The organism is Microbacterium sp. CJ77, assembly GCF_002911615.1.
Taxonomy (GTDB): Bacteria; Actinomycetota; Actinomycetes; order Actinomycetales; family Microbacteriaceae; genus Microbacterium.
Map to the genome: position 1 here is coordinate 74,888 of NZ_PQBR01000025.1, position 26,446 is coordinate 101,333.

Below are 26,446 nucleotides of genomic sequence, written 5' to 3' on the forward strand. Positions count from 1 at the left end.
AGGTCCGCACGATCGCGTCACGTGGTCGAAACAGGACATTCCTACGGTTGAACTAACCAATTCACTCGAGCCGAGCAGTATGCGTGCGGGTCTCGGTGCCGGAGTCTTCGACCGTAGTGAGAGAGAAGCGCATGTCCCTGAACGAGCCCCTCACGGGTCCTGGTGTGCAGAAGACACTGCACTTCGGAGTGTTCGAGGTGATGGGTCCGCAGGTGGGCGGCACCTACAGCTGGGCGCATCCGCGCAGTCAAGGTCTGTCATACCTCGACCCCCAGCACTGGATCCGCATGGTGCGGATCCTCGAAGACACCGGTTTCGACTTCCTCTTCTTCGCCGGCGGCTACGGCTATCCGCTGATCGACGGTGATCTGCCACGGGTGGCGGTCGAGAAGGGCATCAACTTTCCGAGCCTCGACCCGGACTACCTGATTCCGATCCTCGCGCAGCACACCGACCGTCTCGGCTTCGTGATCACGCAGTCGACGGGTCTCGATCATCCGGTTCAGCTCGCCCGTCGCTTCTCGACGCTCGATCACCTGACGAACGGGCGAATCGGGTGGAACATCGTCACGGGCGCGTCACAGAACGCGATTGCCGACGTGTTCGGTCACGCCAGCATGGTGCCGCACGACACTCGTTACGAGATGGCGGCGGAGTACGTCGAACTCGCCTCCCGCCTGTGGGAGACGGGATGGGACGACGATGCTTTCGTCGGCGACTCCGCCGCGGGTGTGTTCGCGCAACGTGGCGGAGTGCACCGCGTCACCTACGACGGCGAGCACTATCGTTCGCGCGGATACTTCGGCTCTCCGCCGTCGCAGCAACGTACGCCGGTGCTCTTCCAGGCCGGTACCTCGCCCGCGGGCCGGGCGTTCGCGGCGGCCAACGCCGAGTGCGTGTTCGTGCAGGGGACGACTCCCGCCCGCACGGCCAGCGCGGTGGCCGATATTCGCCGCCTTGCGGCCGAGGCCGGCCGCGACCCGCATGCCCTGAAGCTGATGGTGGGCCTGACGGTGTTCGTCGGCGAAACCGAAGCGGACGCCCTGCGGTACGAGTCCGAGTTCGATGCGATGCAGACCGACGAGATCGTGGCGTCGCTGTACGCCGGAAACACCGGAATCGATCTGCTGGCGCTCGATCCCGACAAGACGCTGCACCAGGTCCTGGATGCCGGGGGACCGATCGGTCAGATGGGTACGAGCAACATCGACCGATTCCTCGGGGATGATGCGCCCACCGTCCGCGAAATCCTCGACCAGTTGCGCGGCCGGGGCACGCGAGGGTTCCGCATCGTCGGGAGCCCGGTGCAGGTGGCCGACCAGATCGAGGCGCTCATCGCAGCCACCGACCTCGACGGTTTCCTGATCGAGCCGGTGTACCCGCCGCACGACCTCGAGGACTTCGGGCGGTTGGTCCTGCCGATCCTGCGCGAACGCGGGCGGCTGCGTGACGGAGAGGTCGGTAACACCCTGCGTGCGCGGCTCTCGGAGGTTCCGGGCAACGATCGTCTGGGTTCCGCGCACCCGGTGCTCGCAACCTCCGCGGCGGTCAACTGATCGCGTTCCCGTGTTCGGAAGCGGATGGGTCGCGTGACCCGTGCGTCGATTCGCCGCGCCTAGGATGAGCCGGATGGAAAGCACTCCGGAACGCCAGCGGCTGCTGGGTCTGGTGGTCGACCTCATTCTGCGAGACGGGGTGATCGACCTCAGCCTGAGCGCGATCGCCCGAGCGATCGGGTCGAACAACCGCATGCTTCTCTACTACTTCGGGTCGAAGCAGGCGCTGATCGGCGAGGCGGCGCACGTCGCGTTCGACAGCTTTCCCCGATTGCGGGGAATGTTCGCCCGGTTGCGCGGACCCGGAGACCTCGAGCAACGTCTGCTCACGGCGTGGGACGACCTGGCCGATCCGGACAGCCGCCCGTATGTCCGGCTGTTCTTCCAACGCTTCGGCATCGCCATGCGCGATCCCGGTGAGTGGGGTGAGTTCATCGAACTCGTTGGCCGCGAATGGATCGAAGAGGTGCGCGACACCTTGCTGGCGGACGGGTTCACGCCCGAGCGTGCGCTGTCGGGGGCGACACGGGTCGTCGCCCTCTTGCGCGGTCTGCAGTTCCTCATCCTGTCGGGCGTCGAACCGGCGCAACTTCGCGAGTCCTACCGCGATGCCATTCGGGATCTCTCGGCCCCGGCGCCGGCTCCTGTCGCGCCCGCACCGCGGCCCTCGGCCTGAGTCGGGCTTTCGCGCCTAGGCGTCCGCTTCCTCGTCTTCTTCCGGTTCGAACGTCGAGCTGGTGCCGGTGTGGCCCGCGGCTACTCCGCCCGGTGCATCCGGGATCGTGCCGTCCTTGCCGAGCCCGCCCTGCTTCGGCGTCGCCTCGTCGTCCTCGGCGTCGGACGTGTTCTCGAGATCGCGGTCATCGGTCATGGGTGTTCCTCTCATTCAGCTGCGAGCGGCATCGGCGTCGGTGCCGGGCTCATCGCCGGAAGTGTCGGCGGGCGTTGCCGGTGCGTCGGGATCGACGTGCACGGGGGGCACGTCCTGGAGATAGGCGCGGTCCGTATCGGGGTTGCCGCTGTCTGCATTGTTCGACATGAGGTCTCCTCGTCTGTGAACGACGGTTTCGGATGGTGGTGAATCCGCGGACCTTCAGACAACCCGGTCCGAGCACGCGGCGCACGGGGGTTGACAGCGAGCTGTGGGGTGGAGAGCTTGTCAACCGGGTCCACTTCTGTCGCCCACCGCCGTACGCTCGCGGAATGTCAGTGACGGAATTGTGGTTGGTCAGGCACGGCGAGAGCGTCGGCAACGTTGCGGCGACGCGCGCGCAGCGGGAGGGACTCGAGATCATCCCTCTCGAATCCCGCGACGCCGACGTGCCCCTCTCGCCGGTCGGCGTCCGCCAGGCTCAGGCTCTGGGGGCGTGGTTCGCAGAGCACCGCGAGCTGATCGATGTGTGCTGGGTGTCGCCGTACGCCCGGGCTCGCGAAACGCTGGCGATCGCGAGCGGCGAGGCATCCGTCTCCGTGCCCGTCGTCGTCGACGAGCGTCTGCGTGATCGAGAGCTCGGCATCCTCGATCTCCTGACGAGAGCAGGCGTGGAGCGCCTGCACCCCGAGGAGGCCGCACGCCGCAGGCACCTCGGCAAGTTCTATCACCGCCCGCCGGGCGGGGAGTCGTGGGCGGATGTCGCGCTACGGCTGCGTTCGTTCCTGCGCGATGCGCTGCCTGGCCCCCGTCCCGAGAGCGCGGGCCCCGGCGACCGGGCGCTGGTCGTCGCGCACGACGCCGTCGTGATGCTCCTGCTATACGTGCTGCTCCCGCTGAGCGAGGACGAACTGCTCGATTTCGCCGCATCCAACACGGTCGAGAATGCGTCGGTCACCCACCTGCGCGCCACCGAAGCGGGTTGGGAGTTGGTGGACTTCTCGAACGTGACGCACCTCGAACGCGAGGGCGCACCCGTCACCGAGCACGCGGGGAGCCCCGATGTCCAGCCCGAGTGAGAACGTCACAGCGGATGTGCTCCGCGCCTGGGGGCTGCCCGACCCGGGCAACTCGAAGAAGACGCGCGGTCGCGTCATGGTCGTGGGCGGTTCGCGGCGCTCGCCGGGCGCGGTCCTGCTGGCGGGCGAAGCGGCCCTGCGGGTCGGCGCGGGTCGCCTGGGGTTGGTCGTACCCGGTTCGATCGAGGCCCAGATCGGCGTCGTGATCCGCGAGGCGGCGGTCTTCTCTCTGCCCGAACGAGCGGCGGATCCGATCGAAGGACACCTGCGTGACGAACTCGCCGCGGCTGACACCGTGCTCGTCGGGCCCGGTTTCGACGAACCGGACGAGACGCGCGCGACCCTCGAAGCCATCGTCGACGTCGGTGTCTCGTGTCTCGTGCTGGACGCGTTCGGCCTCGGCGTGCTGCCGGAGATCGATCGTGCACGGCTGCCGCAGGCCCTCGTTCTGAACCCGAACGAGGAGGAGGCGGCTCGGTTGCTCGGCCGCGGTCTCGGCGATGACCGCATCGCGGACCTCCGAGAGATCGCCCGGCGGTACGAGGCCGTCGTCAATTGCTATGGCGATATCGTCGACCCGTCCGGCACAACCTGGCGTGTCTCGGGCGGCGGTGCGGGGCTCGGCACGTCCGGCAGTGGTGACGTGCTCGCGGGTGCGATGGCCGGGATGGCCGCGCGCGGATTGCCGCCGGAGCGTGCGGCGGTGTGGGCGAGCTGGGTGCACGCAACGGCGGGTGACCGGCTGACGAAGCATCCGGGACTCGGGTTCCTAGCTGGTGATCTCGCCCGGGAACTGACTCCGACGATCACCACGGTGCTGCAGGAATTCACCCCCGCGTAACCTGTGGGCAGGAAGATGACCGCCATGTCGATGTCCGAACCGTTCATGCCCGCCGACGAACCGCGTCCCGAGGCTCCGCCCACCGATCGCGACATCGACACGGATGTCGACATCATCCGGGACGGGGGCGAGGACGGCTCCGAGTTCCCGGCTGCCGACTTCCCGGCCCCCGACTTCCCGGTCAATGCCGCGTTCCGCACGCCCACCCCGGGTGCGACGCTCTCCGAGGACGAGCTCGAGAAGGACCTCGACGAGGAGTAGCGTCTCGCGACCCGCAGATCGTGTGATCTGAACGCGGCGCGCTGTGCGATCATCGGGCCCTCGAAGGGGTCGCGCTCACCCAGGCCGACGCGTTACTCGGCGGTGAACGAGATCGGTTCCATGATCATCCCTCCCGGTGCAGTCATGTATCGATGTGTACGCGTGGGCGGCCGAGGTCGGGGGCGTATGGCGCCAGGGTAAGCCCGCGTTCGGGCCTCGCCGCAGATGAGCAGCACATGCACAGGTGGGGCGCTCCCTTACCCGCGAGCCGGGTAGCCGTGGATGGCGAAGAATTCGCCGTGCGTCCCCGAGATGGCACGACGTACGGTTTCGAAGGCCCAGTCGAGCGCCGCGGAGTGCTGCGCCGTGGTCCGCGCGAACAGCGAGACGTCGACGCTCGCCATCTCGAACGGGAGCTGCCGAACGACGAGCGGCCACGTTGTCGCCCAGCCCGCGCCGATCGTGTCGGGCACCGTCGCGATCATGTCGGGCCGCGCGGCGAGCAGCGGCGGGATCGACGCGAAATGATTCACGCTGACCGGCTCGTCCAGGCGCACGCCCAATCTGCTGAGAGCCGTGCGCAGGTTCGGCCGCCCCGAGTCGCTCGCGACGACGACGTGCGTCGCGGCGAGGTAATCGTCGAGGCCGACGTCGCCGCGGGCGAGCTGATGATCCTGCGACATCAGGATCGCGTAGCCCTGCGACTTCAGCACGACGTGCGGAAACTCGCCCGTGACGGGCGATGACGTCACGGCGAGATCGATGCTGCCGCGGGCGAGCCAGCCGGGCAGGCGGTCGACGTCGAGCGGCACCACCTCGAGGCGTGCGTGTGGTGCGGCCGTGCGGACGGCGTCGAGGATGGCGGGAAAGTAGCCGATCTCGCCGAGTTCGGAGAGCGCTATCCGGAATACGCGATCGAACGCGGACGGATCGAACCCGTGCACCGCGTCGAGCGTGCGGTCTATGCGGGCGAGAGCGTCGCGGAAGTCGGGGTAGAGCGAACTCGCGAGTTCGCTCGGTTCCATGACGCGCCCGACACGGCGGAAGAGGGGGTCGTCGAGTTCTCGCCGCAGGCGTCCGAGCGCCTGGCTCACCGCGGGTTGGGTCACGTACAGGCCTTCCGCGGCGGCGGTCAGACTCCGTGTTTCGTAGATGGCGACGAAGCTGCGCAGCAGGTTCAGGTCCATGGACGCACTCCCTCACGATGACGGACGCCTCGGCTAAGACATCCTTCCCACAGCATAAGCAGTGCTTATGCGCAACGCGCTTCCCGATGCCTAGGCTGACGTGAGCCGAAGTCGGCGGGTCGCCCGCCGCGAACGAAGGAGTTCCCGTGTCCGCATCCCGTCCCGAATCCCTTGCCGAAGCGATCGCCCGCGTCGGAAACCCGGTCGATGTGCTCCGCAATGCACCGGCTCGCCCCACGGTCTTCCCCGTCACGCCCGAGTTCAGCAACTGGCGCTCCGAGCAGTTGTCGTGGCGCACCTCCGTCGCCCTGCTCGATCAGTCGCATCACATGACCGATCTTTTCCTGACGGGGCCCGACGCGCTGAAGCTGCTCAGCGACGTGGGGGTCAACAGCTTCGCCAACTTCCGGGTCGACAACGCCAAGCAGTTCATCGCCGTGAACAGCGACGGGTACCTGATCGGCGACGCCATCCTCTTCTACCTCGCCGAGGAGTCTTTCGACCTGGTCGGGCACCCGATGGTCATCGACTGGGTGCAGTACCACCTCGAGACGGGCGATTACGACGCCACGTTCGAGCGTGACGGCAACTCGATCGTGCGAGCCGGGGATCCGAAGCTGTACCGCTACGAGTTGCAGGGGCCGCACGCACTCGCCCTCATGGAGAAGGTCACCGGCGCGCCCGTACCGCCGACGAAGTTCTTCCACATGGCGACCTTCACGATCGACGGTGTGACAGTACGCTCGCTCCGCCACGGCATGGCGGGTCAGCCGGGCTTCGAGTTGTTCGGCCCGTGGGCCGAGGGCGAGCGCGTGCGCTCGGCTCTGATCGAGGCGGGCGAGGAGTTCGACCTCGTGCTGGTGGGGTCCAAGGCCTATTCGTCCGCCAACCTCGAGTCGGCCTGGGTGCCGTCCCCGCTTCCCGCGATCTTCACGGGCGAGGGCACGGCGGCCTACCGGGAGTGGCTTCCGGTGGCGCGAGCCGGGTCGCTGGCGGGCAGCCTCGCCTCCGACGACATCACCGACTACTACGTCACGCCGTACGACATCGGCTACGGTCGCAGCGTTGCCTTCGACCACGACTTCATCGGCCGCGCGGCGCTGGAGCGTCACGCGGCGGAGGCTCCCCGCACCAAGGTGACCCTGGTCTGGAACGAAGAGGATGTCGCGGACGCCGTGCAGTCCCTGCTCGAGCCGGGCGTGCCCGCGAAGTACATCGACTTCCCGAAGGCGCGCTATGGCCTGTACCAGGTCGACCGGGTGCTGATCGATGGCGAGGACGTCGGCATCTCGCACGATGTCGGGTACATCACCAACGAGCACGCATTCGTTTCGCTCGCGAGCATTGCGACGGAGCACGCCGCACCGGGCACCGAAGTCCACATCCTGTGGGGCGAAGAGCCGAACTCGCAGAAGCCCGCCGTCGAGCCGCACCGCCAGATCGCGGTCCGGGCCACGGTCGAGCCCGCGCCGTACTCCGCCTTCGCGCGAGACAACTACCGGGCCGGCTGACCTCGAGACGGTACTCCGGGGTTCTCTGGCAAAAGCAAGAGACCCCGGAGTACTCTCCGAGGTCCCCCGTTCGTGCGCAGACGGGTCAGGCGTCGCGGATGTTCTCCTTGACCTCGTTGCGAGTCTTGACCGAGTCGCGCTCGGCTTCGGCCTTCTTCACCTCGGCGTCTGCCTTGACCTCGTCGACCTTGTCGCCGATACGGTCCTTGGTGTCTTCGAACGCGTCTTTCGCCTTGCGGCCAGCGGTCTCGGCGGTCTCTTTGGCGTCATCGATGAATCCCATGTCTGGCTCCTTTCGAGTGTTCGTGTGTCGACGGTAGGCGAGATCCGACGCGCGGGGCGGGGGGTTGCGTTCGGCCGCGGCGGTTGATACGGCTTCTGGCGAATGCCGGCCGCCGACCGCTCTCACAGCGCGCGGCGTTGCCTCAGCTCGAGCACCACCAGTCGGCCGCCGATGCCCACCAGGATGACCACTGCCCCGCCGATCACGGCCGCCAGGGGAAGAGTCAGTGCCAGCATGCCGCACCCCACCGCGCCGAGGACCTGCAGGATGCGGGGGAACCGTCGTGCGCTGCCGCTCTGACGGAACGCCGCCGCGTTCGCGATGAAGTAGTAGACGAGAACGCCGAACGACGAGAATCCGATCGCGCCCCGCAGATCGACGGTCGCGACCGCGACGATCACGACGACCGCGATCGCGATCTCGGCGCGGTGCGGCACGCGGTACCGGGGGTGTATCGCGGCGAGGCTGCGGGGCAGATCGTCCTCGCGGGCCATCGCGAGAGTCGTGCGTCCGATACCCGCGATGAGCGCGAGCAGGGCACCGAGTGACGCGACCGCGGCTCCGATGCGGACGACCGGCTGGGCCCACGCCCAGCCCGAGGCGGCGACCGTGTCAAAGAGGGGCGCGGATGACGCGGCCGTGCCGCCGGGGCCGAGCGCCATGAGAACCGTGACGCCGACGATGGCGTAGACGACGAGCGCGAGCCCGAGGGCGAGCATGATCGCCCTCGGAATGGTCCGGGAGGGGTCGCGCACCTCCTCGCCCATCGTCGCGATCCTGGCGTACCCGGCGAACGCGAAGAACAACAGACCGGCGGACTGCAGGATGCCGTAGCCTCCGCCCGTCCAGAGGTCCATGTCCGACAGGCCCTCGGCGCCCGCCGTGCTGGACCATCCGGCGGCCACGACGACCGCGAGTGCGAGCAGCACGATCACGACGAGCACGCGGGTGAGCTGGGCCGTGCGGGTGACGCCCAGCAGGTTCACGACGGCAAGGGCCGCTACGGCCGCGATCGCGACGGGCCGTTCCCAGCCCGGGGGTGCCGCGTAGGCCGCGAATGTGAGCGCCATCGCGGCGCAGCTGGCGAGTTTGCCGATGATGAAGGCCCAGCCCGCGACGAATCCCGACCACGGCCCGATCTCCGCCCGGCCATAGGCGTAGGTGCCGCCCGACGTCGGGTGCGCAGCGGCGAGCTGAGCGGATGCGGCGGCGTTGCAGTACGCGACGAAGCCCGCGATCGCGAGGCCGACCAGCAGGCCGGCACCGGCTGCCTGTGCCGCCGGCGCGAACGCCGCGAAGACCCCGGCGCCGATCATCGAACCGAGGCCGATGAACACGGCATCGCCGAGGCCGAGACGTCGGGCGAGCGTGTACGGGGGAGTCACGGCGCCGACTCTAGTGCGTCGACGTGTCGTGACGTGCTCGCGCCGCGTGTCTCGCGCCCCCTAACATGTGGCCATGACTTCGATGCAGATCACCGACCAGGCGGACCTCTCCGCGCTCTATACGATTTCGGGCGTCTGGGGGCTGATCTGGTACATCATCCTGGCGATCGCCCTCTGGCGTACCTTCACCAAGGCCGGTTGGCCCGGCATCCTCGCGATCATCCCGATCGTGAACATCTTCATTCTCGTGAAGGTCGGTGGGATGTCGGCATGGCTCGGCCTGCTCTACATCATCCCCATCGTCAATGTCATCTTCGCTATCGTCGTGGCCTTCAAGGTCGGCAAGAACTTCGGCAAGGGCGGCGTCTTCTCGTTCTTCCTGCTGTTCCTGCTGCAGCCGATCGGCTACCTGATCCTCGGATACGGAAGCTCGCAGTACCAGCCCGCGCGCTGATCCGCGACGGGAACACGAATGGCGGGGCACCAACCGGTGCCCCGCCATTCGTTCGTCCGGGTTCGACTCTGTGCCGGGTGTTCAGCCGCGCGAGCCGGTGGAGTACGAGCGTCCGCGCGAGCCGCCGCGGCGACCGCCGCCGGCCGCGGGACGTGCCGCGTCGCCGTGGGCACCGTCGCCACGAGGGGCGCGGTTGCCGTCACCGCGGTGCGCGCCGGAGCGACCCGCGCCGCTGCCTCCCGCGTTCCCGCGACCCGAGGCGCCACGGGGGCGCTGCGGGGCGTGAGTGCTCGCGACGATCGGTGCGGGCTTGACGTACGCGGCGGTCTCGCCGACCAGCGTGACGACGCGGGCGTCGTCGGCGCGGACCTTCTCGAGCGGCGCGTCGATGTGTGCCTTGCGCAGCAGGTCGGTGACATCGCGACGCTGGGCCTCGAGGGTCACCGTGACGACGGTGCCCTCGGCGCCCGCGCGGGCGGTGCGGCCCGAACGGTGCAGGTACGCCTTGTGCTCGACGGGCGGGTCGACGTGCACGACGAGCTCGACGTCATCCACGTGTACGCCGCGCGCGGCGACGTCGGTGGCGACGAGCACGCGCACGCCGCCCTTCGCGACGTCGGCGCCGAAGGCGGCGAGGTTGCGTTCGCGCGCGCCCTGCGCCAGGTTGCCGTGCAGGTCGACGGCGGGGATGCCCGCCGCGGTCAGCTGCTTCGCGAGCTTCTTGGCCTGGTGCTTCGTGCGGGTGAAGAGGATGCGTCGGCCGGTGCCCGACGCGAGGCGCTGCACGAGTGCGGTCTTCTCGTCGGTGCCGTCGATGACGAAGACGCGGTGGATCATCTCGCCCTGGGGGACGCTCTCGTCGTCGACCTCGTGACGGACCTCGTCGCGCAGGAAGCGACGCACGAGGCTGTCGACGCCGCGGTCGAGCGTGGCGCTGAACAGCATCCGCTGCCCGCCCTGGGGCGTTGCGGCGAGGATTCGGGTGACGCCGGGCAGGAACCCGAGGTCGGCCATGTGGTCGGCCTCGTCGAGAACGGTGATCTCGATGCGGTCCAGGCGCACGACGCCCTGCTTCATGAGGTCTTCGAGGCGGCCCGGGCAGGCGACGACGATGTCGACACCGTTGCGGAACGCCTGCTCCTGCGGGCGCTGGCTGACGCCACCGAAGACGGTGGTTACGCGCAGGCCGACGGCCTCCGCGAGGGGGATGAGGGTCGCGGCGATCTGCGTCGCGAGCTCACGCGTCGGAGCCAGCACGAGCCCGCGCGGCTGGCCCGGGGTGCGGCGTGCGGCGGATGCGCCGCTCAGGCGCGCGACGAGCGGAAGGGCGAACGCAATGGTCTTGCCGCTGCCGGTGCGGCCGCGGCCGAGTACGTCGCGACCCGCGAGCGAGTCGGGCAGGGTGTCGCGCTGGATGGCGAATGCCTCGGTCTTGCCGGAGGCTTCGAGAACGGAGGCGAGCGGCGCGGGCACGCCGAGCTCAAGGAAAGTAGACATGGTTGTGCTTTCGGGTGAAGTGCGCACCGAAACATGAGGCCGGAAAGGCCTGAGAGAGGCGCGAAGTGGGCGACGGCGCGGGATCGCGCATCGGTTCGCCGTTCGTGTAGAGCCACGGCCGAGAAGGCCGGGAAGCGTCACGACGACGCAGGCGGAACAAACCGCCATGGCAACACTAACACGCGCGGAGAACGAACGTGACGTGTCAGTCTCCTGGGCATCACCCCAGCATTCTCGGAACGGAATGCGGGTATGCGTAGTGTGAACAACAGCGATCGGCACTTGCCGTTGGCGTAGGCCCGGCCCAACACGTGAGTGGGCGCCGATCGAGTAGGTGAAGCATCTCTACTATTGCTCCCCCCGCAGCCCAGCTGGGGCCCGTGCGTCAGACGTACGCGAAAACGGACACGTATCCGAACCTCACGCGTGCGTACACCGAGGTTTCGCAGGTTGTTCGCGAGACCGGGTTGCTGGCTCGTGCCCCCAAGTTCTACTTGCTCGTCGGCTCGGCGTTGTTCGTCGCTTTCGCGGCGTGCGCGGCCGCCTTCGTTCTGCTGGGCGACAGCTGGTTCCAGCTCATCGTCGCCGGCGTCCTCGGCATCCTCCTCACGCAGGTCGCGTTCCTGTCGCACGAGGCCGCGCACAAGGCGATCTTCACCTCGGGCAAGGCGAACGACCGTCTCGCCAAGATCCTCGGCAACGGCATCGTCGGCATGAGCTACTCCTGGTGGGGCTCCAAGCACACGCGCCACCACGCCAACCCGAACCGCATCAGCCGCGACCCCGACATCGAGATCGACACGATCTCGTTCGTCGAAGAGGACGCGGCCAAGGCATCCGGTCTGCTCGGCTTCATCACGCGCCGCCAGGGCTACTTCTTCTTCCCGCTCCTCACGCTCGAGGGCATCAACCTCCACTTCCTGAGCATCAAGCACCTGGTCACGACACCGGGCGTCAAGGGTCGTTGGTACGAGCTCGCGCTGATCGCCCTGCGTTTCGCCGTCCTGTTCACGATCGTGTTCTGGATGCTCCCGCTCGGCATGGCCTTCGCGTTCCTCGGTGTTCAGCTCGCCGTCTTCGGCGTCTACATGGGGGCGGCGTTCGCGCCGAACCACAAGGGCATGCCGATCATCGACAAGGACGCGAAGCTCGACTTCTTCACCAAGCAGGTTCGCACGTCGCGCAACGTGTCCGGTGGTTGGTGGGCGACCTGGCTCATGGGTGGCCTCAACTACCAGGTCGAGCACCATCTCTTCCCGAGCATGGCTCGCACCCATCTCGCGAAGACGCGTGAGATCGTGCGCGACCACTGCGAGACGCTCGACGTGCCGTACACCGAGACGACGCTCTGGCGCTCGTACGGCATCGTCGTCGCGTACCTCAACCGTGTCGGGCTGGCGGCTCGCGATCCATTCGACTGCTACATCGTCGAGCGATTCCGTAAGGTCTGATCCCGCTTCACCGATGGCGCCGGGGACTTCCCTCGGCGCCATCGTCGTGTCCGGGTAGCGGTCGCGCTCCCAGCCGCCGGCACCCGATGCGCATCCTCGGGCGCCGAGGGCTAACCTCGAAGTGGGAGGGGACGTGGGCCCGAAAGCCTCACCGGCTGACACACCCGACGACTCGGTGGTCGTCGCGGCCCCGCCCGCGCGCCCGAAACTCTCCGAGATCGTCTCGGAGGGTCTGTACATCGCCTCTGCCGCGATCCGGTTGTCGCTGAAGAACCGCATCTTGATGGACACGATCGGCGGCGGCGCGGGGTACGACGTCGACAAGTTCATGCCCGACGCGCGCGCGGCGCTGTTGGCGCTCGCCGACGAGGCCGATGCTGCGGCCGAGCGCATCAAGAAGGAACGCAAGGACGCCTGGCACCGGTTCAGCGATCCGGATGGCACGCACGACTACGGCAGCCGCGATGTCGGCAACCTGCGCCGCAGACGCCGTCAGTCGCAGCGCGTCGCGAAGGAGCTGCGGGCGCGCGCCGAGGACGACCAGGAACTGCGCCGACTGGTCGAGGCCGCGCGCGACGCGGCGTGGAGCGAGTTGGCCGAGAACATCGACCGGAGCCTGCGGGTCGAGGCCGCACGGCCCGATCTCGAGCCCGGTTACGAGAAGATGCGCGAGGCGCGGATGCAGGCGCTCCGCCTCGTCGATCTCAGCAAGCTCTCTGCTGTGCAACGGCAGCGCCGCGCGACCGAGGCCGAGCGCGCCGAGAGCGTCGGAGTGGAAGACTGAGGCGGACGCGGATGGAGCACGATTCGCGGGCGCCCCGCGCGTGGGGTATCCTGGACGCTGGTCTGCGCGGGTCTTCGGATGCCGCGGGATCAGGATCGCGCTCGTAGCTCAATGGATAGAGCATCTGACTACGGATCAGAAGGTTGGGGGTTCGAGTCCCTTCGAGCGCACACTGTGTTGAGACAGTGAAATACCGAAAGCCCGCGGATTATCGCGGGCTTTCGTGTTTGTCCCCGCTGGGCGCGCTCCCCGCGGCGCCTCTGACTCCCTGAGCCCGAAAAGCCCGTCAGCGCCGCGGCGGTCGATCCTCGCGCTTGGCCGAACCCCCGAAGCGGTCGGGCTTCAGCTCGATCAGCTTGCCGCTGATGCGCGTGTTCTCGAGCCGCTTGAGGGTGTCGCGGGACAGGTCGGCGGGCAGCTCCACGAGCGAGAAGTCGGGCCGGATCTGGATGGCTCCGAAGTCCTCGCGCCGCAGTCCGCCTTCGTTCGCGAGCGCCCCGACGATCTGGCGCGGCTCGACCTTGTGCCGGCGCCCGACCGCGATCCGGTAGGTGACTCGTGCCCCGCCGCCGCTGCGCGGGCCCCGCTCGGAGCGTGCGCCGCGCTCGCGTCCGCCCCGGTCGGGACGATCCTGCTCGTCGCGCGAGAAGCGGGGCTCGGGTGCGGCATCCGGGTCGAGAAGCAACGGGGTGTCGCCCTGCGCCACGACGGCAAGCGCCGCGGCGACGTCCGCCTCGGGAACGTCGTGGTGCTCGACGTAGTGCGCGACGATGTCGCGGAAGAGCCCGATCTGTGCCGGGTCGGCGAGGGCTGCGGTGATCGCGTCGTCGAACCGCGTCAGTCGGGTCGCGTTGACGTCGTCGACGCTCGGCAGCTTCATCCCGGTCAGCGGCTGGCGCGTGGCCCGCTCGATCGAGGTCAGCATGCGGCGCTCGCGCGGGGTGACGAAGCTGATCGCGGCGCCCGTCCGGCCGGCGCGACCCGTGCGTCCGACACGGTGGACGTACGACTCGGTGTCGATCGGCAGGTCGTAGTTGACCACGTGGCTGATGCGGTCGACGTCGAGGCCTCGCGCCGCGACATCCGTGGCGACCAGGATGTCGAGCTTGCCGCTCTTGAGCTGGTTGACCGTGCGTTCGCGCTGCGCCTGGGCGACGTCGCCGCTGATCGCCGCTGCCGTGTAACCGCGGGCGCGCAGCTTCTCGGCGAGCGTCTCGGTCTCGTTCTTCGTGCGCGTGAACACGATCATGCCCTCGAAGTTCTCGACCTCGAGGATGCGGGTGAGCGCATCGACCTTCTGCGGGTACGACACGATCAGGTACCGCTGCGTGATGTTCGCGGACGTCGTGGTCTTGGTCTTGACCGTGATCTCTTCGGGGTCGTTCAGATACTGCGCCGAGATGCGGCGGATCTGCGCCGGCATCGTGGCGGAGAACAGGGCGACCTGCTTGGTCTTGGGGGTGTCGGCAAGGATCGTCTCGACATCCTCGGCGAAGCCCATCTTGAGCATCTCGTCGGCCTCGTCGAGCACGAGGTACTTGAGCTCGGAGAGGTCGAGCGTGCGCTTCTCGAGGTGGTCCATGATGCGGCCCGGCGTGCCGACGACGATATGGACGCCTCGGCGGAGCGCCGAGAGCTGCTGGCCGTAGCCCTGGCCGCCGTAGACGGGGAGGACGTGGACGCCGCGCAGGTGCGACGCGTACTTCTCGAACGCCTCGCAGACCTGCAGGGCCAGTTCACGGGTGGGGGCGAGCACGAGCGCCTGCGGAGTCTTCTGCGACAGATCCAGCCGGGAGAGGATCGGCAGGGCGAACGCGGCCGTCTTCCCCGTGCCCGTCTGCGCGAGACCGACGACGTCTCGACCCGCCAGAAGCGGGGGAATGGTCGCGGCCTGGATGGCGGAGGGCGTCTCGTATCCGACGTCCTTCAACGCCTTCATGACCGCGTCATCGAGACCGAGATCGGCAAAGCTGGATTCCGGGCGGGCAGGCTCTGCCTCGACGGTGTCGTTCTCGCTGGGGTAGGCCATGGATTCGACGGTAGTCCCCCAACCGTGCCCACGCGACTCGGCGACCGAAGCTAGCGCTCGGCGAACAGGCCGAGACCGATGAAGACCAGCCCGGCGACCCCGAGCAGAGCGGCCGATGCCCAGCGATAGTCCCCGTGGGTGATGCGCGCGTAGAACTCCGTGACGTGGCGCGAGATGGTCGGAAACCGGGACCAGATCCAGGCGAGGACGAGGAAGGGACCGACCAGCGCGACGAGGAACACGGCGTACGCGGCGAGCCGGAGTCCGAGGTGCGCGGTCAGACCCGCGGTCACGCGTCCGGTCATGTACATGATCGGCAACGTCGTGAACCCGATCACCGCGCAGCTCAGCCCGAGCGGAAAGTAGGTGATCGCGGGTGCGTTCTGGGCACGCGCCCGTGCCGGGCGAATGGGACGCGTCGGGACGCGGAACACCCACCACGCGATCAGGGCGGCGATGGCGAGGAAGATCGCCCCGACGACGAAGTCGACCACGCGACTCAGCAACGCGGCATCCACATCGCCGCGGATGGCGATGACGAGGTTCGTCGGATCGAAGGTCTGCAGCAGGGCGAACAGCGCCGTCGCGCCGGTTGCGAGACCCGCGACCATCCAGCTCATCCGGGCGGCGACGTGCATGTTGCGTGCGAGCATGTCGGCGGTGGCGCCGTACAGCGCGGGGTTCAATCCCATCGTCAACCCGAAGCCCACGAGAGTCGACAGCGCGACGACCCACCTGGCAAGATCCTGCACGTCCCGATCTCCTGCCCGCTCACCGACTGCTCACGGTCTGTACCGCGGGGGCGCCGAACGCTCGTCCCAGCAGCGTAGCCGTAGGGTGGGCTCACCCACTCTTCCCCATCGAAAGGGCGATTGATGCGCGTACTGGTCACGAGCTCGAGGAACACCTTCGCGCTGGATGCGATCCGGAAGCTCGGGGCCACGGGCCACGCGGTCGTCGCGAGCGACACCTACGCGGGCGCGGTCGGAAGCCACTCGAAGTATCTGACGGCACACGAGGTCACCGCATCACCGCGGTTCGAGACGGATGCCTTCATCGACGACATCAACGACATCGTCGCGCGGCACGGGATCGATCTGATCGTTCCCACCTTCGAAGAGGTCTTCTACCTCGCCGCGCGCGCGGCCGACCTGGCTGACGGTGTTAGCCTCTACGCGGGGCAGTTCGACAGTCTCGCGCGGCTGCACGACAAGGCCAGCTTCCAGCGGCTCGTGGAGCAGGCCGGTGTGCCGATTCCGGAGACCGTCGTCGCGACGGACGATGCATCCCTCGCCGAGGCCATCGCGCGCTTCCCCCGCTTCTTCGCCCGTGCGGCGTTCTCTCGTGGCGGGGTCGGCCTGCTCACCAACACGGGTCCGCTCGCCGGAAAGGTCGAGGTGAGCGATTGCCATCCCACGCCCGATCAGCCCTGGCTCGTCCAGCCCTTCGTCGACGGGCCCATGGTGTGCACCTACAGCACGATCGTCGACGGCCGTGTCACCTCGCACTGCACGTACCGGGCGCCGGAGCAGTGGGCCCACAGCACCGGCATCACCTTCCTCGCCGTCGACAGCTCCGTCACGCTCGACTACACGCAGCGGATCGTGGATGCGCTCGACACCGGCTTCACCGGGCAGCTGTCGTTCGACTTCGTCGACAACGATGGTGAGCTCTTCGCCATCGAGTGCAACCCGCGCCCGACGAACGGGATCATCCTGCTCGGCGCCGAGGAGTTCTCGGCCGCGCTCGTCGGCGAGGGGGACGGCGTCGCGGTCGTCGAGCCGGGCGTCGAGCGGGAAGTGAAGCTCGCGGTGCTCGCGGACTGCTTCGCCGAACCCCTCAGCCACCTGCCGACGTCGCTCCACGATCTGATCCACGTGCGCGACGTGGGGGCACAGTGGCACGATTCCCTGGCGATGATGTGGAGCCCCGCGACGCTCATCCACGGGGCGAAGCTCAGCCACGGCGACCGCAAGGAGCTCCTCGCGGCGCTCGGCGACGACATCGTCTGGAACGGCGAACCGATCGCGGGGATGACGGCGGCGGACGCCGAGGCGCTCGAGGCCGTTCACGAGCAGCGCATCTAGCTGTACTGACCTCGACCGTTGGTGATTCGGTCGATGGGGTTCGGCCTCCGATGCCGAGGTGGGCTCTGTCTAGGTTGTAGTAGTCGAGCCAGGCCCGCAAGGCGGCGCGGCGTTCGGCGTTCGAGGTGAAGGGGCGGGCGTAGGCCCACTCGGTGGTGAGGGTGCGGTTCAGGCGCTCGACTTTCCCATTGGTCCAGGGGCAGTGTGGCTTGATGAACTTCTGCGTGATGTGGTGCGCGTCGATCACGCGGTGGAATGCTGCAGACTTTCGGTAGGCGAACGCGTTGTCGCTGATGACGCGTTCGACCGTGACGCCGAGGGTGGCGTAGAACGCGATCGCCCGTTCGAGGAACCCGGCAGCGGTGACGCCCCTCTCATCGTCATGGGTCTCGGCGTAAGCGACGCGGGAGTGGTCATCGATCGCGGTGTGGATGTAGTCGTAGCCGATCCCGCGGCCGCGGACCTTTTCGCTGCGACCGTGAGCGCGCCATCCGCCGCCGTCGGGGATCCGGCCGAGCTTCTTCACGTCGATGTGGATCAGCGACCCGGGATGGGCGTGCTCGTAGCGGTTCGCGGACCGCCGGGTTGCCTTGATCACGACGCCGGTGACCGGGTCGAGGTCCCGCAGCAGCGGAACATGATGGCGGCGCAGCACCCGACCGACCACGGACGCGTGCATCCCCAGCCGTGCGCCGATGAAGACCGGGCCGCGACGGGTCAGTTCACGCATGATCCTCACTCGCGTCTCCTGGCAGGGTCCCGTCTGGTGCGGATGGGTGTGAGCGACGCTGGAACGCTCCTGCAGTCCCGCGACGCCCGCCTCCCGGAACCGCCGCCACCACCGCCACGCGGTCGTGCGGGAGATGCCCATCTCCGCCGCGACATGCGCGACCGCACGCCCCGACTGGATGCGCTGGACCATGATCAACCGGCCGGCCGGAGTCAGCCGGGCATTAGCGTGAGACAAGAGAGACCTCCGTGGGTTCGAGCTGAAGAACTAGACAGCTCCAACTCGACCCCGGAGGTCTCTCCTACGTCAACAACGATCCGGGTCGGTACATCTAGCGCCCGCCGTCGGGGCGCGGAGCGATCTCGCCGCGGCGGATCAGCGGCGGATCATCGCGCGGAGCGCTCGGGGAATGATCCCCGCCAGTCCGGGTCGCGGCAGGCGGTTCAGTCGTCCGGCGAGTGCGGGGAGTCGGTGCGGTGTGCCGTTGGCGAGCTGACGCATCGCGTTGAGCAGGGCCGCAGGATGCGTGTCGAGTGCGCTGTGCCCGTTCTCGATGTCCACGATCGTCGCATCCGGCATCATCGACGCAACGCGGCGCGCGGCGGTGGGTGGCGTCCTGAGGTCTCGTGAGCCGACGAGAACGACCACGGGCCAGGTGAACGACCGGTTCTCGAGGAGCAGGTCGAACGGCTCGCCGACGAACGCGGGGAATCGGTCCGCGAGGGGCGCGTAGGTCAGCGCCGGGTCGAGCGGACGCCCATCGGGTGCGGCCCCGTAGTTGAGTTCGCGGAACCCGATCGCACCCGCGATATCGAACTCGAAGAAGGAGGGGATCCGCACGATCGAGTCACCGCGACCCGCGTAGATTTCGAGCGCCTTCCACGCAGGGTTCCGCGCGCCCGCGAGCCGAGCCGCGAGGAGCGGGCGGAGGAGGTCCGGCCCCGCGAGCTCGTAGGCCGCGCGGATCACATCGAAGGTCTGGGAGTCGAGCCGACCCGACTCGGCAAGGTGGTGCACGGAGTGGGCGACGTCGTCATCGGCGTCCCAGAAGAGTCCGCGGATCCGTTCGCGCTCGAGGGCGAGGTCGCTCGTGGACTGGAGAGCGGAATCGAGGATCATGCCCGCGACCCGACTCGGATGCCTCGCGGCGAACGATGATGCCAGGTAGCTGCCGTACGACGAGCCGACGATGAGCGCAGACCCCACGCCCTCCTGCTCCAGAACGGCCGCGATGTCGTCGACGACGTCGGTGACCCACATGGCCGAATGGGGGAGTGGGCGGCCCATCGTGTCGCTCCGCGAGTGACCGATGCCGCGGTGCTCGACCATGATGACGTCCAGACCGCCGTGTGCCGCCTGTCGACGCAGCGCTCGGTACGGCAGGACGGATGCGAGTCCGGGACCGCCGGGGATGACGACGAGCGGAGTAGCGGAAGGCGGACCCGATCGCGTGTACGCCAGCGAGAAGGCGGGTGCACGCTCCGTCGCCGGTCGAAGGACGCGGTGGATGCCTGTCACTCCCCGAGCGTATTCGGTCGGCCACGGCCGCGTCGATGCCGCGTCGATGCCGCGATGGTGCCGGACGCTCACGGCATGGTTCCGGGCGCACATGACAGGGTGGGGGTATGCCGAGAACACCCGACCCGCAGACGTATGACCTCGACGGCCTGCGTGATCGGGTCATGCGCCAGAGCGGGGGTGCGGTCGATGACAGCATCCCGCAGCTCGCCGACGCCGACCCCGAGCTGCTGGGCATCGCGCTCGCGCTTCGCGACGGGTCCATCTGGGTGACTGCCCAGGCCGACGTCGCGTTCAGCGTTCAGTCCGCCGTCAAGCCGTTCCTGTTCGCCCTCGCGCTGCTCGACACGGACGGCGACGTGCTCGATCGGATCGGGATCGAGCCGACGGGCGAAGCATTCGATGCGATCAAGCTCGAGAGCGGCACGGGCCGCCCACCGAACCCCATGGTGAACGCGGGGGCGCTGTTGACGGCCGCGGTCGTGGACGGCGGCGACGTCGCGGGCCGGAACGAGCGCATCCTGCGGGGCCTCTCGGCCTTCGCCGGGCGCGCGCTCGAGGTGGATGAGGACGTCGCGCGCAACGAGCATCTGCTGGGCGATCGCAACCACGCCCTCGCCCACCTCATGCGCTCCGAAGGCACACTGCGCGTCGGCGCCGACGACGCCGTCGCCGTCTACGCGCGGGCATGCGCCGTGCTGGTCGACGCAGAAGCGCTCGCCGTGATGGGTGCGACGCTCGCTTTCCGCGGAGTCAACCCGGTCACGGGGGAGCGGGTCGTGCCCGCGCAGATCGCGCGCGATGTCGTATCGGTCATGGCCACGTGCGGTGTGTACGACGGATCGGGACGCTGGATGCGCCGAGTGGGCATCCCCGCGAAGTCGAGCGTCTCGGGCGCCATCGTCCTCTCCGTGCCCGAGACCCTCGGCGCCGCGGTCATCAGCCCGCCCCTGGACGAACAGGGGACGAGCGTCCGCGGCAGCAGGGCCTCCGACCTGCTGAGCGCCGAACTCGACCTACACGTGTTCGGGTCGCTGGACGACTGATCAGGTGTTCTGCGGGAACCCCAGGTTGATTCCGCCGTGGCTGGGGTCCAGCCAGCGGGCCGTGACTGCCTTCTCGCGTGTGAAGAAGTGGAAACCCTGGCGACCGTAGGCCTTCGAGTCTCCGAACGCGGACGCCTTCCACCCGCCGAACGAGTGGTACGCGACCGGCACCGGGATCGGCACGTTGACCCCGATCATCCCGACCTGGATCTCGTACTGGAAACGACGCGCGGCGCCGCCGTCGTTCGTGAAGATCGCCGTGCCGTTGCCGAACGCGCCCGAGTTGATCAGCTCGACGCCCTCCTCGTAGGTCGCGACCCGCACGATCGACAGCACGGGCCCGAAGATCTCCTCGATGTAGGCGGCCGAGGTGGTGGGCACACGGTCGAGCAGGGTCGGGCCGAGCCAGAAGCCGCCGGGCGCTCCGTCGGGCACGACGCCCCGCCCGTCCACGACGATCTCGGCGCCGTCGTTCGCCGCCACATCGATGTACCCGGCGACCTTGTCGCGGTGCTCGCGTGTGACCAGCGGGCCCATGTCGCAGCCGCGGCGCCCGTCGCCGATGCGCAGACCCGCCATCCGCTCCGAGATCTTCTCGATCAGGGCATCGGCCACGGGTTCCACCGCGACGACGACCGAGATCGCCATGCAGCGCTCGCCGGCAGAGCCGAACCCGGCGTTGACCGCGGCGTCGGCGACGAGGTCGAGGTCGGCGTCGGGCAGCACCAGCATGTGGTTCTTCGCGCCGCCGAGTGACTGCACGCGCTTGCCGTGACGCGCGGCCGTCTCGTAGATGTAGCGCGCGATCGGGGTGGACCCGACGAACGAGACGGACGCGACATCCGGATGCTCCAGGAGGGCGTCGACCGCGACCTTGTCGCCGTGCACCACGTTGAAGACGCCCGTGGGAAGCCCCGCTTCGGCCAGCAGCTCGGCCATCCACATCGACGCCGAGGGGTCCTTCTCGCTCGGCTTGAGCACGACGGTGTTGCCGGACGCGAGGGCGATCGGGAAGAACCACATCGGCACCATGGCGGGGAAGTTGACGGGGCTGATGATCGCGGCGACACCGATGGGCTGGCGGAACGAGTAGACGTCCACGCCGGTCGAGGCGTTGACCGAGTAGTCGCCCTTCAGGATGTCGGCGAAGCCGAGGGCGAACTCGAGCACCTCCTGGCCGCGCGCGATCTCTCCGAGAGCGTCCGAGACGACCTTGCCGTGCTCGGCCGTGATGAGCTCGGCGAGCTCGGGCTTGCGCTGTTCGAGCAGTTCGCGGAATCGGAAGAGGATGGCCTGACGGCGCGCGATCGACGTGTCCCGCCACGCCGGGAAGGCGACGGTCGCGGCACGCACGGCGGCGTCGACGTCGGCGGGCTCGGCCAGCACGACGGCGCCGCTCTGTTCTCCCGTCGCGGGGTCGTAGACCGTGCCGAGACGCCGGTCGCCAGTGTCGTGGCGCTCGCCGTCGATCCAGTGCGGGATGCGCGTGGTCATCTCTCTCGTTTCGTTCGGAGTTCGGTCAGTCCATGACGACGACGGCGCGTCCGGTGATCTCGCCACGGGCGAGCGCGTGATACGCGGCATCTGCATTGTCGAGCGTGTAGCGCCGGGTGACAAGACGCGCGGTGTCGAATCCGCCGGATGCGGCGATGTCGACGACGGCCGGAAGGTCCGCGCGGGTGCGGGCGCCGAAGGATCCGGTGATCGTGTAACCGCGGCGGACGAGCGGCGTGATCTCGACCTCGGCCGCAGCGTTGCCCACCGCGATGCCGATCGCCACCATGCGCCCTCCGTCGGCGAGGAGTCCGATCGCCTGCCGGAAGGTCGCGGGATGTCCGAGGGCTTCGAACGCCACGTCGACACCCAGACCACGACCCAGGCCGCCGGTGATTTCGCGGACCGCAGCGGCGGCATCCGTCTCGCGCGAGTTGATCGTGTGCGTCGCCCCCAGGGCGGTGGCGGCCTCGAGCTTGTCGTCGGCGACGTCGATCGCGATGATCGGGTCGGCACCCGCGGCACGCGCCATCTGCACCACTCCACTGCCCACGCCGCCGACGGCGACGACCGCGACGGCCTCGCCCGGCCGGACGTTGCCGGCCCGGTGAACGGCACCGTAGGCGGTGAATGCCGCGCACCCGAGGACGGCCGACGTGACGGGGTCGAGTCCGTCCGGCAGCCGCGTCAGCGCGGTTATCGGCACGACCGCGTATTCGGCGAGCCCGCCCATCGAGTACATGGCCAGGAACGACCCATCCGGCATCGAGAGGCGGCTCTCGCCGTCGTACAGAGTTCCGTTCAGGCGGTTCTGCCCGAAGAACTCGGCGCACAGATCGTCGCGCCCGCGTGCGCAGGCGGGGCAGGTCCCGCACGGCATGATGAAGGCGCCGATGACCGTGTCGCCGATCGCGAGCGAGGGCGGCGGTGGCGTGCCGTCGCCGAACGCCACGAGGGTGCCGCTGATCTCGTGCCCCATCACCGCCGGCCGCGGAAAGCGCACCTCGCCCTTCATGACGTGCAGGTCGGTGTGGCAGACGCCGCACGCGATGACCTTGACGAGGGCCTCGCCGGCCCGGGGCGTCGGGCGGGGAACGTCGAGGATCTCGAGTTCGGGGCCATCCGCGCGCAGGACGGCGGCTTTCATCGTCGCGGGTGTGGTGGCGGTCATGGGGTGATCCTCGACGTCATCGTTCCGGGGCTCGTGTTCGCAAGCACGGCAAGTGCACCACGGTCCCACAGGGCAGCGCCGCTCCGCTTGTCGGTGGGTGAAAACGTGCGGCCCGGAGACGCCGGAAGTCATTGGCACTCTCGGGGGTAGAGTGCTAATCTGTGATTGTTGAGTCGAGTCGACTCAACTCCTCACAACTCCATACGAATCCTCACAACTCCACACGAACCCGTTCATCGCCGGAAGCGAATCCGGCAACACCAGGAAGGACAACCACCATGGCGACATACGACCCGTTCCGCGACCTCGACCGCCTCGCGACGAGCCTTCTGGACGCGCGGCGAGGACCGCGGCGCATGCCGATGGATCTGTACCGCGACGGCGACCACTACGTGCTGACCGCCGATCTGCCCGGAATCGACCCCGGATCGGTCGACATCGACGTCGACGGCCAGCTGCTGACGATCCGCGCCGAGCGCACCCTGACGGCCGGCGACGGCGTCAAGTGGATCACCCGGGAGCGCGAGGCCGCGAGCTTCCTGCGCCAGCTCAACCTGGGTCAGGGCGTCGACACCGACCGCATCTCCGCGAGCTACAACAACGGCGTGCTGTCTGTGACGATCCCGGTCAGTGAGCGCGCGAAGCCCCGCAAGATCGAGGTCGCGACCGATGCGGATGGCCCCGTCATCGCCGCGCGCGAGTCGGAAGCCGACGCCGCGGGCCCCCAGCTCATCGAGCAGTAGGACCGATACCGCACAGAACGGATGCCGCGCCCCTCGGGGTGCGGCATCCATCGTTCGGGCAGGCGTCTCGGCGTACCGTCACTTCGCCGTCCCGCGCAGCTTCGCGGTGAGATCGCGGAGCTGTTCGAGTTCGTCGTCGTCGAGCCGAGACATCCGCTCGGCGATCGTGCGCGCGTGATGCGTCGCGACCACGCGAAAGGCGGAAGCGCCCGCCTCGGTCGCGCGGACGAGTGCGCCGCGGCCGTCGTCGGGGTCGGCGCATTTCGTGATCAGGCCGCGCGAGACCATCCGGTCGACGAGGCGCGATACCGACGGTTGGCTCACGAGCATGCGCGCCGTGACATCGCGCAGTCGCGCGGTCATGTCGGGCCCGCGAGTCACGGTCAGGAGCACGTCGTACTCCCCCTGCTCCAGGCCTGAGCCGCGGAAGTCGTCGCTGATCTCGGTGAACACCTCGTGCTGCGCGCGGAACAGACTCTCCCACGCTTCCACGGCGAGGCGGCGGTTCGTCATGCCGTCCAGGCTACTTGCACGGCGCCGCTGGCGGGTGGGCAGGTCAAGGCTCGTGTCTAGGCTGGGCCTATGCGAGGGATTATCCGGACAGGCCTGGCCGCTGCGATGTCTGTCGCGGCGGTGTCTGTGGCGGCGGTGATCGTTGCGGGGCTCGGGGTGGCCGTCGTGCCGGCGGCGGCAGCCGAACCTGGTGGGAGTGTCGAGGACATCGCCGCCGTTTCGAGCGACGTGGACGACTTCTCGTTCGCGAGTCTCGACGTCGAGTACACGCTGACGCGCGCCGAGGACGGCACGAGTCGGATGCGGGTCGTCGAGACCTTCGTTGCCGTGTTCCCCGAGACCGACCAGAACCGGGGGATGCGGCGGCTGATTCCGAACAGCTACCTCGGCGCGCCGCTGTTCCCCTCGCTCGTGTCGGTCACGGATGGCGTCGGCGGTGAGAGACCGGTCGAGACCGAGGACGAGGACGACTTCCTGGTCGTGACGTCACGCGCGGACGACTACGTGCACGGTCCGCAGACGTACGTCTTCACGTACGACCTGCAGAACGTCACCCGGGGCTTCAGCGACACCGGCGTTGACGAACTGTACTGGGACGTGAACGGAGAGGAGTGGCGGCAGCCTTTCGGTCGCGTCGGGGCGCGTCTGATCCTCGACGCCGATCTTGCCGCGTCGTTGACCGGTGACGCCGCGTGTTACCAGGGGTCGACCGGATCGACGGACCGCTGTGAGATCGAGGTGACGCCCGACGCGGCGGGCGCCGTGGTCACGGCTCGAGCCGACGCGCTTTCGCCGCGACAGACCATGACGATCGCGGTCGCCTTCGCGCCCGGCACGTTCGCGGAGTTCGATTCGTCCCCCTTCGCCTCGCCGATCGGGTGGTTGCAGGGAGGGGCGGCGCTGGTGAGCGTGCTGGCCGTGATCTGGGCCGTGGTCGTCCGTCGCCGCTGGTTGCGCGACGAGCCGGGCCGCCCGACCGTTATCGCCGAGTATGATCCTCCGCCGGGTCTCGACGCGCTCGAATCCGCTGTGCTGTGGGGTGCGCAGACGAAGGGGATACCCGCGGAGGTGCTCGAGCAGGCCATCGCCGGGTCGATCCGGATCGTCGAGGGCGCGCGCAGGTGGGGGAGTCAGACGTTCGAGCTCGAGCTGATCGATCGGTCGTTGGCCGACGAGAACGGCCGTGAACTGCTGGACGGGATGTTCCCCGACGGAAAGACCGCGTTCACGCTCGGCAAGAGCGACGCGCGCGTCTCGCGCACGGCGCAGAAGATCCTGAAGGAAGCGGATGCGACGCTGACGGCGATGGGTGTTCGGCGCGTGGTGCCGGGTATCGTGCGTGCACGGCCGATCCTGGTGGGGATTCTGGCCGCGGTTGCGGCTGTCATTCTCGGCGTCATCGGTCTGAGTGGTGGTATCACCCCGGCATGGAGTCTGACTCTGATGTTCGTCGCGCCGGTTCTTGCGGTGGTCGCGGGTGTGCTGGTCTCGCGGAGACCGCTGACATCGCGCGGAGCCGAGCTGCGGGATCACCTTGCCGGTGTGAAGGTGTTCATCGGGTGGGCGGAGGCGGACCGGATCCGGATGCTGCAGTCGCCGCGGGGTGCGGAGCGCGCGCCGATCTCGGTCGACGATCCTCGACAGATGGTCCGGTTGTACGAGCGGCTGCTGCCCTATGCGGTGGTGTTCGGGCAGGAGAAAGAGTGGGCCGAGCGCATCGTCGTGTACTACGGCGATTCGCAGCCCAGCTGGTACTACGGCACCAGCGCGTTCAGTGCTGCAGCGTTCTCGTCCAGCATCTCTTCCCTGTCGGCGAGCACGTCGACCGCGTCCTCTTCCGGTGGATCATCCGGCGGTGGATCTGCGGGTGGCGGCGGCGGCGGAGGTGGCGGCGGTGGCGTGTAGATGCGCCACCACGTGCGCGGACGGCTAGCCCGGCGTTCCCGCGTTCTACC

General features: G+C 68.5%; 25 protein-coding genes, 1 tRNA gene and 1 pseudogene. 14 read left to right on the top strand and 13 right to left on the bottom strand.

What is annotated here, in order from left to right:
- The first annotated feature begins 131 nt into the window (after positions 1 to 131).
- Positions 132 to 1,556 carry an NtaA/DmoA family FMN-dependent monooxygenase gene (locus tag C2868_RS15100; RefSeq protein ID WP_100809733.1) on the top strand — a complete coding sequence of 475 codons (1,425 nt, stop codon included), beginning with the start codon at positions 132 to 134 and terminating at the stop codon, positions 1,554 to 1,556.
- A 73-nt stretch (positions 1,557 to 1,629) separates the two neighbouring features.
- Positions 1,630 to 2,232, top strand: a complete 603-nt coding sequence (locus C2868_RS15105; protein ID WP_100809734.1) for a TetR/AcrR family transcriptional regulator — start codon at positions 1,630 to 1,632, stop codon at positions 2,230 to 2,232.
- A gap of 15 nt (positions 2,233 to 2,247) precedes the next feature.
- Here C2868_RS15105 and C2868_RS15110 read toward each other — a convergent pair whose 3' ends face one another.
- On the bottom strand, positions 2,248 to 2,427 hold the full coding sequence (locus C2868_RS15110; RefSeq protein WP_100809735.1) for a hypothetical protein: 180 nt from the start codon (positions 2,425 to 2,427) through the stop codon (positions 2,248 to 2,250).
- A gap of 15 nt (positions 2,428 to 2,442) precedes the next feature.
- Complete coding sequence (locus C2868_RS17510) at positions 2,443 to 2,595, bottom strand: hypothetical protein (RefSeq protein WP_157813859.1); 153 nt, start codon at positions 2,593 to 2,595, stop codon at positions 2,443 to 2,445.
- A gap of 164 nt (positions 2,596 to 2,759) precedes the next feature.
- Between C2868_RS17510 and C2868_RS15115 the strand changes: the two genes are divergently transcribed.
- The 3 genes from C2868_RS15115 to C2868_RS15125 are packed head-to-tail and all read left to right on the top strand — an operon-like array spanning position 2,760 to position 4,608.
- A complete protein-coding gene (locus tag C2868_RS15115) occupies positions 2,760 to 3,506 on the top strand; it encodes a histidine phosphatase family protein (RefSeq protein ID WP_100809736.1) in 747 nt (248 codons plus the stop codon).
- Entirely contained in the window at positions 3,490 to 4,347 is an 858-nt protein-coding gene (locus tag C2868_RS15120) for an ADP/ATP-dependent (S)-NAD(P)H-hydrate dehydratase (RefSeq protein WP_100809737.1), read from the top strand. The genes C2868_RS15115 and C2868_RS15120 overlap by 17 nt, the downstream gene beginning before the upstream one ends.
- 24 nt (positions 4,348 to 4,371) lie before the next feature.
- The gene (locus C2868_RS15125; RefSeq protein WP_100809738.1) at positions 4,372 to 4,608 is read left to right on the top strand and encodes a hypothetical protein; all 237 of its coding nucleotides are present in this window, start codon (positions 4,372 to 4,374) and stop codon (positions 4,606 to 4,608) included.
- Positions 4,609 to 4,865: 257 nt separating this feature from the next.
- Here the strand turns inward: C2868_RS15125 and C2868_RS15130 are convergent, their stop codons facing one another.
- The gene (locus C2868_RS15130) at positions 4,866 to 5,795 is read right to left on the bottom strand and encodes a LysR family transcriptional regulator (RefSeq protein WP_100809739.1); all 930 of its coding nucleotides are present in this window, start codon (positions 5,793 to 5,795) and stop codon (positions 4,866 to 4,868) included.
- Positions 5,796 to 5,941: 146 nt separating this feature from the next.
- Between C2868_RS15130 and C2868_RS15135 the strand changes: the two genes are divergently transcribed.
- The gene (locus C2868_RS15135; RefSeq protein ID WP_100809740.1) at positions 5,942 to 7,306 is read left to right on the top strand and encodes an aminomethyltransferase family protein; all 1,365 of its coding nucleotides are present in this window, start codon (positions 5,942 to 5,944) and stop codon (positions 7,304 to 7,306) included.
- 85 nt (positions 7,307 to 7,391) lie between these two features.
- On the opposite strand, the gene C2868_RS15140 is transcribed toward C2868_RS15135, so the two are convergent.
- Together C2868_RS15140 and C2868_RS15145 are read right to left on the bottom strand one after the other, a co-directional pair.
- Positions 7,392 to 7,589, bottom strand: coding sequence for a hypothetical protein (locus tag C2868_RS15140; protein WP_103663535.1), 198 nt, complete (start codon positions 7,587 to 7,589; stop codon positions 7,392 to 7,394).
- A 122-nt stretch (positions 7,590 to 7,711) separates the two neighbouring features.
- A complete protein-coding gene (locus tag C2868_RS15145; protein ID WP_100809742.1) occupies positions 7,712 to 8,974 on the bottom strand; it encodes an APC family permease in 1,263 nt (420 codons plus the stop codon).
- Positions 8,975 to 9,047: 73 nt separating this feature from the next.
- Here C2868_RS15145 and C2868_RS15150 point away from each other — a divergent pair, with 73 nt between their 5' ends.
- Positions 9,048 to 9,428: a DUF5684 domain-containing protein gene (locus C2868_RS15150; protein WP_100809743.1), complete on the top strand. Its 381-nt coding sequence runs from the start codon at positions 9,048 to 9,050 to the stop codon at positions 9,426 to 9,428.
- Positions 9,429 to 9,509: 81 nt separating this feature from the next.
- Here the strand turns inward: C2868_RS15150 and C2868_RS15155 are convergent, their stop codons facing one another.
- The gene (locus C2868_RS15155; RefSeq protein WP_103663536.1) at positions 9,510 to 10,925 is read right to left on the bottom strand and encodes a DEAD/DEAH box helicase; all 1,416 of its coding nucleotides are present in this window, start codon (positions 10,923 to 10,925) and stop codon (positions 9,510 to 9,512) included.
- Between the two features lie 341 nt (positions 10,926 to 11,266).
- Between C2868_RS15155 and C2868_RS15160 the strand changes: the two genes are divergently transcribed.
- From C2868_RS15160 to C2868_RS15170, 3 genes are all read left to right on the top strand, one after another.
- The gene (locus tag C2868_RS15160; protein ID WP_100809752.1) at positions 11,267 to 12,376 is read left to right on the top strand and encodes an acyl-CoA desaturase; all 1,110 of its coding nucleotides are present in this window, start codon (positions 11,267 to 11,269) and stop codon (positions 12,374 to 12,376) included.
- Between the two features lie 133 nt (positions 12,377 to 12,509).
- Positions 12,510 to 13,160, top strand: a complete 651-nt coding sequence (locus tag C2868_RS15165; protein ID WP_232711087.1) for an asparagine synthase — start codon at positions 12,510 to 12,512, stop codon at positions 13,158 to 13,160.
- A gap of 97 nt (positions 13,161 to 13,257) precedes the next feature.
- Positions 13,258 to 13,330, top strand: a tRNA-Arg gene (locus C2868_RS15170).
- 116 nt (positions 13,331 to 13,446) lie between these two features.
- Here C2868_RS15170 and C2868_RS15175 read toward each other — a convergent pair.
- Both C2868_RS15175 and C2868_RS15180 read right to left on the bottom strand, forming a co-directional pair.
- On the bottom strand, positions 13,447 to 15,189 hold the full coding sequence (locus tag C2868_RS15175) for a DEAD/DEAH box helicase (RefSeq protein WP_100809753.1): 1,743 nt from the start codon (positions 15,187 to 15,189) through the stop codon (positions 13,447 to 13,449).
- A 50-nt stretch (positions 15,190 to 15,239) separates the two neighbouring features.
- Positions 15,240 to 15,941 carry a hypothetical protein gene (locus C2868_RS15180; protein ID WP_100809754.1) on the bottom strand — a complete coding sequence of 234 codons (702 nt, stop codon included), beginning with the start codon at positions 15,939 to 15,941 and terminating at the stop codon, positions 15,240 to 15,242.
- Positions 15,942 to 16,064: 123 nt separating this feature from the next.
- Here C2868_RS15180 and C2868_RS15185 point away from each other — a divergent pair, with 123 nt between their 5' ends.
- A complete protein-coding gene (locus C2868_RS15185; protein ID WP_100809755.1) occupies positions 16,065 to 17,276 on the top strand; it encodes a carbamoyl-phosphate synthase large subunit in 1,212 nt (403 codons plus the stop codon).
- Positions 17,277 to 17,310: 34 nt separating this feature from the next.
- On the opposite strand, the pseudogene C2868_RS15190 reads toward C2868_RS15185, so the two are convergent.
- Both C2868_RS15190 and C2868_RS15195 read right to left on the bottom strand, forming a co-directional pair.
- Positions 17,311 to 18,243: pseudogene (locus C2868_RS15190) on the bottom strand (IS481 family transposase); the annotation flags it as partial.
- Between the two features lie 138 nt (positions 18,244 to 18,381).
- The gene (locus tag C2868_RS15195; protein WP_232711088.1) at positions 18,382 to 19,524 is read right to left on the bottom strand and encodes an alpha/beta fold hydrolase; all 1,143 of its coding nucleotides are present in this window, start codon (positions 19,522 to 19,524) and stop codon (positions 18,382 to 18,384) included.
- Positions 19,525 to 19,631: 107 nt separating this feature from the next.
- Between C2868_RS15195 and glsA the strand changes: the two genes are divergently transcribed.
- The gene (glsA, locus tag C2868_RS15200; protein WP_100809757.1) at positions 19,632 to 20,570 is read left to right on the top strand and encodes a glutaminase A; all 939 of its coding nucleotides are present in this window, start codon (positions 19,632 to 19,634) and stop codon (positions 20,568 to 20,570) included.
- Here the strand turns inward: glsA and C2868_RS15205 are convergent, their stop codons facing one another.
- Together C2868_RS15205 and C2868_RS15210 are read right to left on the bottom strand one after the other, a co-directional pair.
- Positions 20,571 to 22,064 carry a CoA-acylating methylmalonate-semialdehyde dehydrogenase gene (locus tag C2868_RS15205; RefSeq protein WP_100809758.1) on the bottom strand — a complete coding sequence of 498 codons (1,494 nt, stop codon included), beginning with the start codon at positions 22,062 to 22,064 and terminating at the stop codon, positions 20,571 to 20,573. It abuts the gene before it with no gap.
- A gap of 25 nt (positions 22,065 to 22,089) precedes the next feature.
- Positions 22,090 to 23,235 (bottom strand): zinc-binding dehydrogenase, encoded by a 1,146-nt coding sequence (locus C2868_RS15210; protein ID WP_198519486.1) that lies wholly within the window; start codon positions 23,233 to 23,235, stop codon positions 22,090 to 22,092.
- Positions 23,236 to 23,513: 278 nt separating this feature from the next.
- Between C2868_RS15210 and C2868_RS15215 the strand changes: the two genes are divergently transcribed.
- On the top strand, positions 23,514 to 23,978 hold the full coding sequence (locus C2868_RS15215; protein ID WP_100809759.1) for an Hsp20/alpha crystallin family protein: 465 nt from the start codon (positions 23,514 to 23,516) through the stop codon (positions 23,976 to 23,978).
- 78 nt (positions 23,979 to 24,056) lie between these two features.
- Here C2868_RS15215 and C2868_RS15220 read toward each other — a convergent pair whose 3' ends face one another.
- Positions 24,057 to 24,491: a MarR family winged helix-turn-helix transcriptional regulator gene (locus C2868_RS15220; protein ID WP_100809760.1), complete on the bottom strand. Its 435-nt coding sequence runs from the start codon at positions 24,489 to 24,491 to the stop codon at positions 24,057 to 24,059.
- 69 nt (positions 24,492 to 24,560) lie between these two features.
- Here C2868_RS15220 and C2868_RS15225 point away from each other — a divergent pair, with 69 nt between their 5' ends.
- Positions 24,561 to 26,396, top strand: a complete 1,836-nt coding sequence (locus C2868_RS15225; protein WP_232711089.1) for a DUF2207 domain-containing protein — start codon at positions 24,561 to 24,563, stop codon at positions 26,394 to 26,396.
- Positions 26,397 to 26,446 lie beyond the last annotated feature (50 nt).